The 12,474-nt window shown below is 71.9% G+C and carries 10 protein-coding genes; 8 read left to right on the top strand and 2 right to left on the bottom strand.

From position 1 onward, the window contains the following. The first annotated feature begins 38 nt into the window (after positions 1 to 38). The 3 genes from ACSU6M_RS25440 to ACSU6M_RS25450 all read left to right on the top strand — a co-directional run bounded on the left by ACSU6M_RS25440 (position 39) and on the right by ACSU6M_RS25450 (position 2,341). Positions 39 to 644 carry a YdbC family protein gene (locus ACSU6M_RS25440; protein ID WP_437072580.1) on the top strand — a complete coding sequence of 202 codons (606 nt, stop codon included), beginning with the start codon at positions 39 to 41 and terminating at the stop codon, positions 642 to 644. A 118-nt stretch (positions 645 to 762) separates the two neighbouring features. Then, positions 763 to 1,446 carry a histidine phosphatase family protein gene (locus ACSU6M_RS25445; protein ID WP_437072581.1) on the top strand — a complete coding sequence of 228 codons (684 nt, stop codon included), beginning with the start codon at positions 763 to 765 and terminating at the stop codon, positions 1,444 to 1,446. Next, a complete protein-coding gene (locus ACSU6M_RS25450; protein ID WP_437072583.1) occupies positions 1,436 to 2,341 on the top strand; it encodes an ADP-ribosylglycohydrolase family protein in 906 nt (301 codons plus the stop codon). Before ACSU6M_RS25445 ends, ACSU6M_RS25450 begins: the two co-directional genes overlap by 11 nt. Before the next feature lie 357 nt (positions 2,342 to 2,698). On the opposite strand, the gene ACSU6M_RS25455 is transcribed toward ACSU6M_RS25450, so the two are convergent. Then, positions 2,699 to 4,246 (bottom strand): MFS transporter, encoded by a 1,548-nt coding sequence (locus ACSU6M_RS25455; protein WP_437072584.1) that lies wholly within the window; start codon positions 4,244 to 4,246, stop codon positions 2,699 to 2,701. Between the two features lie 202 nt (positions 4,247 to 4,448). Here ACSU6M_RS25455 and ACSU6M_RS25460 point away from each other — a divergent pair, with 202 nt between their 5' ends. From ACSU6M_RS25460 to ACSU6M_RS25470, 3 genes are all read left to right on the top strand, one after another. Continuing rightward, complete coding sequence (locus ACSU6M_RS25460; protein ID WP_437072586.1) at positions 4,449 to 5,072, top strand: TetR/AcrR family transcriptional regulator; 624 nt, start codon at positions 4,449 to 4,451, stop codon at positions 5,070 to 5,072. A gap of 82 nt (positions 5,073 to 5,154) precedes the next feature. Beyond that, positions 5,155 to 5,856 carry a ribonuclease HII gene (locus tag ACSU6M_RS25465; protein ID WP_437072588.1) on the top strand — a complete coding sequence of 234 codons (702 nt, stop codon included), beginning with the start codon at positions 5,155 to 5,157 and terminating at the stop codon, positions 5,854 to 5,856. A gap of 68 nt (positions 5,857 to 5,924) precedes the next feature. Then, complete coding sequence (locus ACSU6M_RS25470; protein WP_437072589.1) at positions 5,925 to 6,557, top strand: hypothetical protein; 633 nt, start codon at positions 5,925 to 5,927, stop codon at positions 6,555 to 6,557. A 442-nt stretch (positions 6,558 to 6,999) separates the two neighbouring features. On the opposite strand, the gene ACSU6M_RS25475 is transcribed toward ACSU6M_RS25470, so the two are convergent. Continuing rightward, on the bottom strand, positions 7,000 to 7,635 hold the full coding sequence (locus tag ACSU6M_RS25475; protein ID WP_437072591.1) for a hypothetical protein: 636 nt from the start codon (positions 7,633 to 7,635) through the stop codon (positions 7,000 to 7,002). 425 nt (positions 7,636 to 8,060) lie between these two features. Between ACSU6M_RS25475 and ACSU6M_RS25480 the strand changes: the two genes are divergently transcribed. Both ACSU6M_RS25480 and ACSU6M_RS25485 read left to right on the top strand, forming a co-directional pair. Next, entirely contained in the window at positions 8,061 to 10,220 is a 2,160-nt protein-coding gene (locus ACSU6M_RS25480; RefSeq protein WP_437072592.1) for a RecQ family ATP-dependent DNA helicase, read from the top strand. 237 nt (positions 10,221 to 10,457) lie between these two features. Beyond that, positions 10,458 to 12,239, top strand: a complete 1,782-nt coding sequence (locus tag ACSU6M_RS25485; protein WP_437072594.1) for a DUF4192 domain-containing protein — start codon at positions 10,458 to 10,460, stop codon at positions 12,237 to 12,239. Positions 12,240 to 12,474 lie beyond the last annotated feature (235 nt).

Below are 12,474 nucleotides of genomic sequence, written 5' to 3' on the forward strand. Positions count from 1 at the left end.
GCCGTCCCCGCCACGCTCCGTGGCCTTACCATGGCGCGGTGCTGGTCAAGTGGATTCGCTGCACCGTGGTGGACCGCCGCGGTTTCGAGCGGGGGCAGCGGAAATGGGCGGGGCTGCCCGGGGAGCCGGGTTTTCGCGGACAGGGCGGCGGCTGGAGCCGGATACGGCCGTCGGTCGCCCATGTCTTCGCGTTCTGGGAGAGCCGGGCCTTCTACGACTCCTTCATGGCGCGCTCGCACGACCGGCTGGCGGCGGCCCAGGTCGGCACCTTCAAGGACGCCCAGGTCAGGCTGTTCGAATACCGTTTCGATGTGAAGACCGGCTTCGAGCCGCGCTTCGCCGACGCGGACCTCATCAGGGTCGCCCTGTGCCGGGTCCACGAGAACCGGGTCGACAACTTCACCCTGATGCAGGAGAAGGTCTGGAACCCGGCCATGGCCGGCTCGCCCGGCATGATCCGCGGCCTGTTCGCCGAGGCGCCGGGGAACGAGTTCATGGTCCTGTCGATGTGGCGGTCCGCCGCCGAGCACGGCAAGTACCGCACCGAGCGGGTGGAGCGACTCGCCCTGCGTGCCCAGACCGAGGCCGACATAGCGGCCCTCACCGGCGACATCGTGGAGCTGGAGCCCACCTGGACGGTGTGATGCGCCCCCATGGGACACGTGCGCACGGTGGGTCCACTGATGTGCGCATCGTGTGAGCTACGCCGTATGGAGCCCGTACGGGTGCTCGGTTTCGGCCCGCTCGCTCTAGGGTTTCGGCATGGCACGACCACGGCGCATCGTCCTTGTCCGGCACGGCGAGTCGACCGGCAATGTCGACGACTCCGTGTACGAGCGAGAACCCGACCACGCGCTCGCGCTGACCGAGCGAGGCTGGCAGCAGGCCGAGGAGACCGGCAAGGACCTGCGGGAACTGTTCGGCCGCGAGCGGGTCAGCGTCTATGTCTCGCCCTACCGGCGGACGCACGAGACCCTGCGCGCCTTCCATCTGGACCCCGAGCTCATACGCGTCCGTGAGGAACCCCGGCTGCGCGAGCAGGACTGGGGAAACTGGCAGGACCGTGACGACGTACGGCTGCAGAAGGCATACCGGGACGCGTACGGTCACTTCTTCTACCGCTTCGCGCAGGGGGAGAGCGGAGCCGATGTCTACGACCGTGTCGGTGGCTTCCTGGAGAGCCTGTACCGCAGCTTCGAGGCGCCCGACCATCCGCCGAACGTGCTCATCGTGACCCACGGCCTGGCCATGCGGCTGTTCTGCATGCGCTGGTTCCACTGGACGGTCGCGGAATTCGAGTCGCTGTCCAATCCTGGGAACGGAGAGATGCGGATGCTCGTTCTCGGGGACAACGGCAAGTACACGCTGGACCGGCCATTCGAACGCTGGCGAGATCCGGAGTCGTACGGTGATCACTGGATAGAGTGGCAGGGCGATGACCGCTGATTCCTCTTCCTACGGGCCCCTTGAGCGCGCCCTGGCGAGCCTGCGCGGACTGGCGGTGGGAGACGCGCTGGGCTCACAGTTCTTCGTGCCGGTGAACTACCCGCTGCTCAAGCGGCGCGAGCTGCCGGCCGGACCGTGGCAGTGGACGGACGACACGGAGATGGCCTGCTCCGTGGTCGCCGTACTGGCCACCCACCACCGCATCGACCAGGACGCCCTGGCCCTGTCCTTCGCCGAGCATCACGACTTCGACCGGGGCTACGGGCCCGCCGTCAACCGGCTGCTGCGGCTGATCCGTGAGGGTGGCGACTGGCGCGAGCTGTCCGCCGCGCTCTTCAAGGGACAGGGGTCCTGGGGCAACGGCGCCGCGATGCGTGTCGCGCCTCTGGGCGCCTGGTACGCGGACGACCCCGAGCAGGCCACCCACCAGGCGGAGATCTCCGCCTACCCCACGCACCAGCACCGCGAGGCCGTCGTCGGCGCCATGGCGGTGGCCGCGGCCGCCGCGTTCGCCGCCGCGCCCAGCGGGCCGCCCAGCCCCGAGTCCCTTCTCGACGACGTCATCGCGCTCGTGCCGAAGAGCGCGGTCGGGGCCGGACTGCGCCGGGCCCGGGACATGCTCGACTACGGTGACGCCGCCACCGTCGCGGCCGTACTGGGCTGCGGGCGCCGCACCTCGGCCCATGACACCGTGCCGTTCGCGCTCTGGTCGGCCGCGCGCCGCCTCGGTGACTACGAGGAGGCGTTCTGGACGACGGCCCAGGTCGGCGGTGACGTGGACACCACCTGCGCGATCGTCGGCGGCGTGCTCGGCGCGGGGAAGGCGGGGGCTCCGCCCTCGGCATGGGTGGAGCGCACGGAGGCGTTGCCGGAGTGGGTCGCGGGCGCTCGGTAGGGGGCGTGGTTCCAGGACCGTGGCCGGGGCCGTGGCCGGGCCCGGCTCGGAGCTAGCCTCTGAGCTCGCCCCTGGGGCTGCACGATCAGCGCGGGCCGCGCCCGCCCGGATCGCGCCCGGCGTCCCTCCTCGCAGCGCTCAGGGCCCTCACGGGCCCTACGGGCGGAGCTCCCGGAGCCCTCCCGGCGAAGCTCACCGGAGTGCTCCCGGCCCGTAGCTCACCGGATGCACGGCGTCGCCCGCCCGCACCGTTCGTGCCGGGCGGGCGACGCCGTGCGGGGTCCGGGCCGGCAGCCAGGGACGTACCCCCGTGACGCCCGTGGGCGGGCTGCCCGGCCCGGACCGGTCTGCTTCCCGTCAACCGACCATCGGTCCGGGCTTGCCGGCGAGAGCATCCAGGTCGCTCTTGTCGAACCGGATCACGAACATGGCGGTGACCAGGGCGAGTGCGGCCATGGCGGCAGCCGGGATGAAGGCGCTGGAGATGCCGTGGGCGAGCACCTCGTGCCCCCAGGGCGCCGGCAGCTGGTGGGTCTGCGCGAACTCCGCCTTCTGCTGCGGTGTGCCGTTGGCCATGAAGTCCCGCATCTGGTCCTTCGCCTCGTCCGTGCTGGCCGAGCTGAACACGGTGGTGAGGATGGACAGGCCGAGCGAACCGCCCACCTGCTGCATGGCGTTGAGCAGACCGGACGCGGCGCCCGCCTCGTGCTGGGCGACCCCGGAGACCGAGGCCGCGGTCACCGAGACGAACATGAGGCCCATACCGAAGCCGAAGACCAGCATCGGACCGAGCACCCCGCCGACGTACGTGCTGTCCGGCTCGATGAAGATCTGCCAGATCAGGCCGAACACCACCAGCGCCGAGCCGATGACCATGAACGGCTTGGGGCCCACTTTGGGCAGCCCCTGCTGGGAGACCCCCGCTCCCACCGCGATGGCGACACTGATCGGCAGGAAGGCGAGGCCGGCCTCGATCGGGCTGTAGTCCAGCACGTTCTGCACGAACAGCACGATGTAGAAGAACATGCCGAACATCGCCGCGGCCACGCCCAGCATGATCACGTACGTGCCGGAGCGGTTGCGGTTGCTGAACATCTTCAGCGGGGTGATGGGCTCCTTGGCCTTGGTCTCGACGACGACGAAGGCCAGCAGCAGCACCAGGGCCGCGCCGAAGGAGGCCAGGGCCAGTCCGTCCCCCCAGCCGTCCTCAGCCGCGCGGATGAAGCCGTAGACGAGGGAGGCCATACCGAGGGTCGAGGTCAGCGCGCCCGCGATGTCGAAGCGGCCCGGGTGCCGCTCGGACTCGGCGATGTACAGCGGTGTCAGGACCGCGATCAGCACACCGATCGGCACGTTGACGAAGAGAACCCATCGCCAGTCGAGCCATTCGGTGAGCATGCCGCCGGCGAGCAGTCCGACGGCGCCGCCGCCCGCGGAGACCGCGGCGAAGACTCCGAAGGCCCGGTTGCGTTCCGGACCCTCGGGGAAGGTGGTGGTGATCAGTGCCAGTGCCGTGGGCGAGGCGATCGCACCACCCACACCCTGAAGGGCTCGTGCCGCCAGCAACTGCCAGGGCTCCTGGGCGAGTCCGCCCAGCAGCGAGGCGAAGGTGAACAGCAGGATGCCCGCCAGGAACACCCGGCGGCGGCCGAGGATGTCACCGGCGCGCGCGCCGAGCAGCAGCAGTCCGCCGAAGGTGAGCGTGTAGGAGCTGATCACCCAGGTGAGGTCGGTCGTGCTGAATTCGAGCGCATCTTGAATGTGCGGGAGTGCGATGTTCACAATCGTCGCATCGAGGACCACCATGAGCTGGCAGGCCGCGATGACGGTGAGTGCGATGCCGGGATGACCCTCCCGGCGTGGCGCACCTGGTTTCTGGTTCTTAGTCAACTGAGAGGTTGTCACTATGGGTCCCCCACAAGTGCGTTAGTGAACGATGACGTTCACTGTCACGACAACGGTAGTGAGCGCCTGCTAGTGAACGCAAGCGTTCACTGGGTCGCCTCGATGTGCTGTCTCCCCGGTCGCCCTCGGGTGGCGCCTCCCCGTTGCCACGGGCTCCCTCCCCGCAGCCCGCCCCCTCTTCCGTTCCCCTGGAGAAGACTCGATGGTTACCTCGCGCTGGACGGCCGCCCCCGCTCGGTCGGCCTCCCTCCGTCGGCGCGGCGAGGTGCTCGAACGCGCGATCCTCGAAGCCGCCCTGGATCAACTCAGCACCGTCGGCTGGAACGGCCTCACGATGGAGGGCGTCGCCGCAGGCGCCCAGACCGGCAAGGCCGCCGTGTACCGGCGCTGGCCCTCCAAGGAGGACCTGGTCGCCGACGCGCTCCAGGCGAGCCTGCCCCGGATGGAGAGCGTGCCCGACCGCGGGAGCGTGCGTGAGGACCTGCTGGACCTGTGCCGGCAGTCGCGCGACGCGATGTTCTCGCGCCCCGGCAACGCCCTGCGAGCAGTCATTCACGAGTGCGACCCCCAGCAGGTCGAGCGCTTCCACGGCCTGATCATCGGGGCGGTGGTGGAGCCGATGACCAGGGCCGTCCGCGAGATCGTCACCAGGGGGATAGAGCGGGGTGAGGTGCGGGCCGACGCCGCGAACGGCTACGTCTACGACGCCATTCCAGCGATGATGATGTACCGGACCAAGATGTGCACGAGCGAATGGAACGACCGGGATCTTGAGGAGCTCATCGACCACCTGATGCTGCCGCTGCTGCGTCCCGACGCCGGCTGACGACCGCTCCCGCTCCGCTCGGTGCCCCTGGCGGAAACCGGGGTGTCATGGAGGGTTCCGGGCGTCGTAGGCTAAGGGCGTCATGGCGTACGAACCACCTACTCACACCGTCGAGCGCTCCCTTCGAGCCACGACCGGAGCGAAGGTCATCGCCGGTGTCGACGAGGTGGGGCGCGGAGCCTGGGCCGGCCCCGTCACCGTCTGCGCGGCGATCACCGGTCTTCGCAGGCCCCCCGAGGGCCTCACCGACTCCAAACTGCTCTCCGTCAAGCGGCGGACCGAGCTCGCCGAGGAACTCCAGAAGTGGGTGACGTCCTACGCCCTGGGGCACGCCTCTCCCGAGGAGATCGACAGCCTGGGGATGACCGCCGCCCTGCGGACCGCCGCGGTGCGCGCGCTGAACGCCCTGCCGGTGGTCCCCGACGCGGTCATCCTCGACGGCAAGCACGACTATCTCGGCGCCCCGTGGAGAGTCCGCACGGTGATCAAGGGCGACCGCTCCTGTGTGGCCGTCGCCGCCGCTTCGGTGATCGCCAAGGTCCAGCGCGACAAAATGATGGCCGAACTGGGTATCGACCATGCACACTTCGGTTTTGCGGACAACGCCGGGTATCCGTCCCCGGTGCACAAGGCCGCATTGCAGGAATGGGGACCCACCCCCCATCACCGGCTGTCATGGGCGTATCTTGATGCGCTGCCCCAGTGGCGGCACCTCAAGAAGGCCCGCAGCTGGGCGGACGGAAGCGTTCCGGAAATCGAGGGTCAGCTCGGCTTCGATTTCTGACGGTTCTGCTCGCATGCACGTGCCACCCGCCGACGCGAGCCGCACCAACGTTTGATAAACATCAGCTCATGCCTCTCATCCCCGAGGAGCCTCAGATTCACGAGAGTGCCCAGGGTCCCCGCGCCACTCCGGCCAGCGGCCGCACCGCGCCGACCCCCCGCCCCGTACCCGGCCCCCGCCCCGTGGCGCCGCCGCGCCCCGGCCGCCCCGGGCCGCTCAGGCCCACGCCGCCGGCTCAGCGCACCCAGCGCGACGCGGCCGTGGCCAAGCCCGGACCGTCGGGCCCCGCAGCCTCCGGCAAGGCCCCGGCCACGCCGCAGATCCAGCTGATCCCGGCCTCCGCCGAAGGCGCGCTCGACGCCGCCGAGGAAGCCGTGGACCTGCTGCTGGACTCGGGCCGTGCCCCCGGTGACGTGCTGGTGATCACCACCGGCGAGCAGCACCCCTGGGCAGCGCACGAGCTGTCCTTCGGGGAGACCTCCTACTGGGCTCAGCACGACGCGGGTGACGACGTCTTCTACGCCGACGCCGCTGTCGCCGGCCGTGCCGCGTCCCGGCCGGTCGTCGTGGTCGCGATCAACGGCGGCACCGACGCCGTGGCCGCCCAGGCGCTGCCTCTGGCCCTCAACCGGGCCGGTGGCCTGCTGATCGTCTGTGGCGACCCGCAGCAGATCAACGCGGTTCTGGGCGCGGGCGTCTGAGCCTGGCCCGAGAGGTCCGGGGGGACGAGGTGCGGCCATGACGCCGCCGCCTCGGCGGTCACCGCCAGGGGGGCCGATACGCGGATGACCGGAGGCGCGCTCACGCGTGCCTCCGTTCTGTTGCGGGGCCACTACGCGGCCGACGCGCGGCCGGGCGCGGCCCTTACCGGGCCGAGCTGATCGACGTACCGTGTGCGGGCGCCCGGCGCGGATCGACGTACCTGCGCGGCAGCCACGTACCGGCGCGGATCGACGTACCGGCGCGACAGCCACGTACCGGCGCTGATCGACGTGCAGCCGCGACAGCACCGTACCGGCGCGGATCGACGTGTCGTTGCTGCATCCCCGTACAACCGCCGATCGGGGACCCCAGCACCGCAAGTCCCCGTAGCTCACCGAAGCGGCTCCCGGCCGCTGCGGCTCTCCCTCCTCGCCCTGCCCCTCAGCGCGCCGCCACATGGCGCAGGCTGCCGGATGCCGCACCGCCCGTGCGCGGCAGCGGTGGAGGCGGCGGGGGCACCTCCAGGGCGCCGATCGGCTCCGGTGCCGACTCCGCGTGGGGACGGCGGCCGCCACGGCCCTCGCCGAGCACCTGCCAGCCGTCGCGGGTCAGGGTGATGTACGCCCCGCAGCGCAGCCCGTGCAGCGTGCAGGCGTCGCGCAGACCCCACATCCAGGCGCCGTCCTCCTCGGTCCAGCGGGCGTCGCCCTCCCTGCAGTAGAGCAGGACGGCGGTGCGCACGGGCGTGCGGCGGCGCAGGTCGTGCGGGATGACCCGGCGCAGCTGGGCGAGCAGCGCGTTGCGGAACATCCAGCCGTCGGCCGGAGCCGACCGCCGGATGAACGAGGCGCTGGCCCGCAGCCGTTCGTCGGGATCGAGGACGGCCACGATCGCGGTCGCGGGCTCGGGACGGTGCCGGGCGTGCAGGCCGCTGACGACCTCCCGGGGATTGCGCAGCAGGGGGATCCCGGCGGCGGCCCACTCCGCGGGTTCGAGCACGCGAGTGGCGGAAGCGGTGGACAGGTCGGCGGACGTCGACGTCGATGCCGTGGGAGACGGAGCGAATCCGAAGGTCACGATCCTCCCTTCGGCTACGCGCCCACACTGCGGGCGGGGTCGGATTCGGGGGAGCGCGCACCGCAGCGAAGCCCTTCCGGATCACGGCCGAACCGTGCGGGGAGCGGACCTCAATTCTTCCTGCCGAACTTGGATGCGGCAACGAGCAATTGGGGCCACCGCCCTTTATCTGGCGATCCGTGTCTTATATCTCTACCCCGTGGGTCTCCCGGTGATGCCGGGATGACTGTGGCACGCCCGGCGCCTTCTGCGAAGGGCCGGCGCAAACCGCGGACGGACGACGGAAATCCGACCGCGCACAGGGCGCGCGCTCCGGTGAGAATCAAGTCCGCCGAAGGCGCCCCTCCAGTGGCTGCCTCACGGCGCCGTCAACGTCACGCTGAGTGAGTTGGCCGTCGGTGCTCGCCATCGGGTTGCATGGAGGCATGGACAACCGCGAGCTCCGAGCCGAAGCCGACGCCATCCTCGCCGAGCTCGTCGGCGCGCCGGAGGGCACCGCGCGGTTGCGCGAGGACCAGTGGCAGGCCGTGTCCGCCCTGGTGGAGGAGCGCAGGCGAGCCCTGGTGGTACAGCGCACCGGCTGGGGCAAGTCGGCGGTGTACTTCGTCGCCACCGCACTGCTGCGCCGACGCGGCTCCGGCCCCACCGTGATCGTTTCGCCCCTCCTGGCACTCATGCGCAACCAGGTGGAGGCGGCCGAGCGCGCCGGCATCCGGGCACGCACCATCAACTCGGCCAACCCCGAGGAGTGGGACACGATCTACGCCGAGGTCGAGCACGGCGAGACCGACGTCCTCCTCGTCAGCCCGGAACGCCTCAACTCGGTGGACTTCCGGGACCAGGTGCTGCCCAAACTCGCCGCCACGACCGGCCTGCTGGTCGTCGACGAGGCCCACTGCATCTCCGACTGGGGCCACGACTTCCGCCCCGACTACCGCCGGCTGCGCGCCATGCTCGCCGACCTGGCGCCCGGAGTGCCGGTCCTGGCCACCACGGCCACCGCCAACGCGCGCGTGACCGCCGATGTCGCCGAACAGCTGGGCACCGGCGCCGCCGAGGCCCTGGTGCTGCGCGGTTCGCTGGACCGGGAGAGCCTGCGGCTCGGTGTGGTCCGGCTGCCCGACGCCGCCCACCGGCTGGCCTGGCTCGCCGAACACCTGGACGAGCTGCCCGGCTCCGGGATCATCTACGCCCTGACCGTCGCCGCGGCCGAGGAGGCGACGGCCTTCCTGCGGCAGCGCGGCTTCCAGGTGGCCTCCTACACCGGTCGCACGGAGAACGCCGACCGGCTCCAGGCCGAGTCCGACCTCCAGCAGAACCGGGTCAAGGCCCTGGTGGCGACCTCCGCGCTCGGCATGGGCTTCGACAAGCCCGACCTCGGCTTCGTCGTCCACCTCGGCTCGCCGTCGTCCCCCATCGCCTACTACCAGCAGGTGGGCCGTGCCGGACGCGGGGTGGAACACGCCGACGTGCTCATGCTGCCCGGCAAGGAGGACGAGGCGATCTGGCGCTACTTCGCCGATACGGCCTTCCCGCCCGAGGCGCAGGTACGGCAGACCCTCGCGGCCCTCGCCGACGCCGGACGCCCGCTGTCCGTTCCCGCCCTGGAGGCGGCGGTGGACCTCCGCCGCACACGCCTGGAGACGATGCTCAAGGTCCTCGACGTGGACGGCGCGGTCAAGCGGGTCAAGGGCGGCTGGGAGAGCACCGGGCAGCCCTGGACGTACGACGCGCAGCGCTACGCCTGGGTGGCACGCCAGCGGGCGGCCGAACAGCAGGCCATGCGCGAGTACATCGACACCTCCCAGTGCCGCATGGAGTTCCTGCGGCGGCAGCTCGACGACGAGGGCGCGGCCCCGTGCGGCCGCTGCGACAACTGCGCCGGAGCCTGGATCGACACCTCGGTCTCCACCGAGGCACTGACGGGGGCCGCCAAGGAGCTCGACCGCCCCGGTGTGGAGATCGAGCCGCGCCGGATGTGGCCCACCGGGATGCCCGCCCTCGGCGTCGACCTCAAAGGCCGTATCCCCGCGGGCGAGCAGTGCTCCACCGGGCGCGCCCTGGGACGGCTGTCCGACATCGGCTGGGGCAACCGGCTGCGCCCGCTGCTGGCCGAGAACGCCCCCGACGGTCCCGTCCCGGACGACGTCCTACGCGCCGCGGTGGCCGTCCTCGCCGACTGGGCCCGCTCCCCGGGCGGCTGGGCGCCCGACGTCCCGGACGCCTCCGCGCGACCGGTGGGAGTCGTCGCCGTACCGTCCCTGACGCGCCCGCGGTTGGTCGGCTCCCTCGCCCGGGGAATCGCCGACGTCGGCCGCCTGCCGTACCTGGGCGAACTGGCGTACACCGGATCGAGCGGCGCGCACACGGCACGCCGCAGCAACTCCGCGCAACGCCTCAAGGCGCTCTCCGGAGCCCTTGCCGTCCCGGAGGACCTGGCGGCTGCCTTGGCGCACAATCCGGGACCGGTTCTGCTGATCGACGACTACACGGACTCCGGCTGGACCCTGGCCGTCGCCGCCCGGCTGCTGCGGAGGGCTGGGGCGGGGCGGGTCCTTCCGCTGGTGCTGGCGGCCGCGGGGTGAGGTGATCGGTCGGGGGCGGCTTCGTGGCTGAGGGGGCACCGGGGCCGGAGGGGCACCGAGGCCGGAGGGGGAGGCCAGAGGGGGCACAGGGGCCGGAGCCGGAGGGGGCACCGGGCGCCCGCCGCGGGCGCTGGGGGATGTCTCGTGCGGGTGCTGGTGGGTGTCTCGTGACGTGTCCCTGATCTGAGTTATCCACAGGGTCGAGCGGAGAGTTGGGATCCGCGAGATCGTCTGCGCATGACGAATCACGGCGAAACGACTGGTTCCTTCGGAAACGACGACATCACCGGGCGGGTCGGACACACCCGGCCCGACGCTCCGGCAGGGGGCACGGGCGGGAGCACCCCGCCCGCGGACCGCGCCCAGCCCGTCACGACCGCGGACCCAGGCTCCCACCAGATCACCCTGCGCGGCCCTGCCGAACTGGCCGACGCCCTTCCCTATCTCCTCGGCTACCGGCCCGAGGACAGCATCGTGATGGCCGCCCTGCACGACCGGGACGGGCGCGGCAGGTTCGGCGGCCGGGCCCGGCTCGGCATCCCGTCGAGCGAGGAGGACTGGCCCTCGGCGGCGAGGCAACTGGCGCACGGCCTCATCAAGGGCAGCGAGCGGCGCGGCGCCAAGCCCGAGCAGATCGTCGTCTACGTCTGCCAGGAGCCCCGCGCGGGCGAGACGGGCCGTCAGGTCATGGACCGACTGCGTCCGCTGGCCCGACACCTGCGCGTCGAGTCCGGCCTGCTGGACGTGCCGGTGATCGAGGCGCTGTGCATCTCCGGTGGCCGCTTCTGGTCGTACTGCTGCGACCAGGAGTCCTGCTGCCCGCCCGAGGGCCGGCCCATGGGGCTGCCCGGCACCTCGGTGCTGGCGGCCGCCGCGACCTACGCCGGCCTCCAGGTGCGCGGCACCCTGCGGGACCTCCACGCCAGGTTGCAGCCCTGGGAGACCGCGGCCGCGCTCCAGCAGGAGGTCGCCCTGGACACCGCGGGCATGGCCCTGGTCCCGAGGATCCTCGACACGGCGAGCCGCGCGACCGTGGCCGAGGAGACGCTGGACCTGGCCCGCCGGGTCATGCGCCGCCTCAAGGAGGCACCGCCGGTCTCCGGCACGCTCACCGCGGACCTGCGCGACGACGAACTGATCACCCATGACGAGGCCGCCACGTTGATCCTCGGCCTCCAGGACCGCCTCACCCGCGACCGCGCCGCCGAGTGGATGGAGGGCGACGAGGCCGCGCCCGCCCTCCGGCTCTGGCGAGCCCTTGCCAGGCGCTGCGTCGGCCCCTACGGCGAACACGCCGCGGCCCCTCTGGCCCTCGCCGGCTGGGTCGCCTGGTCGACCGGCGACGAACTGGAGGCCCGCGAAGCCCTCGCCATGGCCCTTGGTGCCGACCCCGGCTACCTCTTCGCCCGCCTCCTGCACCAGGCATGCAACGAGGGCCTCGACCCGGAGTCGCTCCGCCGCTGCCTCCGAGCGGAACGGGCGGATCGCGAGGGCTCGGATCGGGATCAGGCAGCCGCGGGTCGGGGGCAGGAAGCGTCGGGGCGCGGTGCTCAGGACTGCGGAACTGAGGAGGGCACGGCTGCGAAGAGTGGAGCAGAGAAGGGCGGGGCCGAGAAGGGCGGGGCCGAGAAGGGCGGAGCTTCTCCGGAAGGCGGGACTGAGGGGGATACGGCTCGGGATCGCGCCGAGGCGGATGCTGATGCCGACTCCGGTGCCGACTCCGGTGCCGGTGTCGGTGCCGGTGTCGGTGTCGGTGTGGGTGCCGACTCCAAGGTCTCGCCCGGTCGGGCGCCGGCGGCCCGCACAGCGCGCGGCACCCGAGTGTCCCGTCCGCGCGCAGCAGGGACGCGGGCTACTGGGACGAGGGCAACCGGGAAGCGAGGCGCGGCGCCAGGAACCGTACGAACCGACGGTGCCCGGCCTCGCCGCACCCCGGCCAAGGAGGCCGTGCGACGGCGGGGGACCTGTTCCTCCGCGCCGCCCCAGCCGGCGAACGACCCCGCGCAGGACGACTCGTGAGCCGGCACCGACGACAGGCCGACGGCCGGTACCGGGCCTTGGCCCGGTGGGTCAGGAGGGCCGTCGGCGGCGCCCGTTCCCGACTGTGCCGCCATTCGGCTACGGCACCCCGCGCGAGGCGTGACCAGAGGAAGCCCGCCGCCGTTCACCTGAGTGGCGGAACGCGGTGCCGATCAGGCCGTACCGCCGCCCCACCCGTTTCCTTCCGGAACCAGCCCCCGCCACCGGACCCGCC

Source organism: Streptomyces sp. enrichment culture, from assembly GCF_964272895.1.
Taxonomy (GTDB): domain Bacteria; phylum Actinomycetota; class Actinomycetes; order Streptomycetales; family Streptomycetaceae; genus Streptomyces.

Bases quoted from the DNA above. Each gene is read 5' to 3' on its own strand.
- ACSU6M_RS25445 (WP_437072581.1), top strand. From the start codon at position 763: ATGGCACGACCACGGCGCATCGTCCTTGTCCGGCACGGCGAGTCGACC.
- ACSU6M_RS25450 (WP_437072583.1), top strand. From the start codon at position 1,436: ATGACCGCTGATTCCTCTTCCTACGGGCCCCTTGAGCGCGCCCTGGCG.
- ACSU6M_RS25460 (WP_437072586.1), top strand. From the start codon at position 4,449: ATGGTTACCTCGCGCTGGACGGCCGCCCCCGCTCGGTCGGCCTCCCTC.
- ACSU6M_RS25465 (WP_437072588.1), top strand. From the start codon at position 5,155: ATGGCGTACGAACCACCTACTCACACCGTCGAGCGCTCCCTTCGAGCC.
- ACSU6M_RS25470 (WP_437072589.1), top strand. From the start codon at position 5,925: ATGCCTCTCATCCCCGAGGAGCCTCAGATTCACGAGAGTGCCCAGGGT.
- ACSU6M_RS25480 (WP_437072592.1), top strand. From the start codon at position 8,061: ATGGACAACCGCGAGCTCCGAGCCGAAGCCGACGCCATCCTCGCCGAG.
- ACSU6M_RS25485 (WP_437072594.1), top strand. From the start codon at position 10,458: ATGACGAATCACGGCGAAACGACTGGTTCCTTCGGAAACGACGACATC.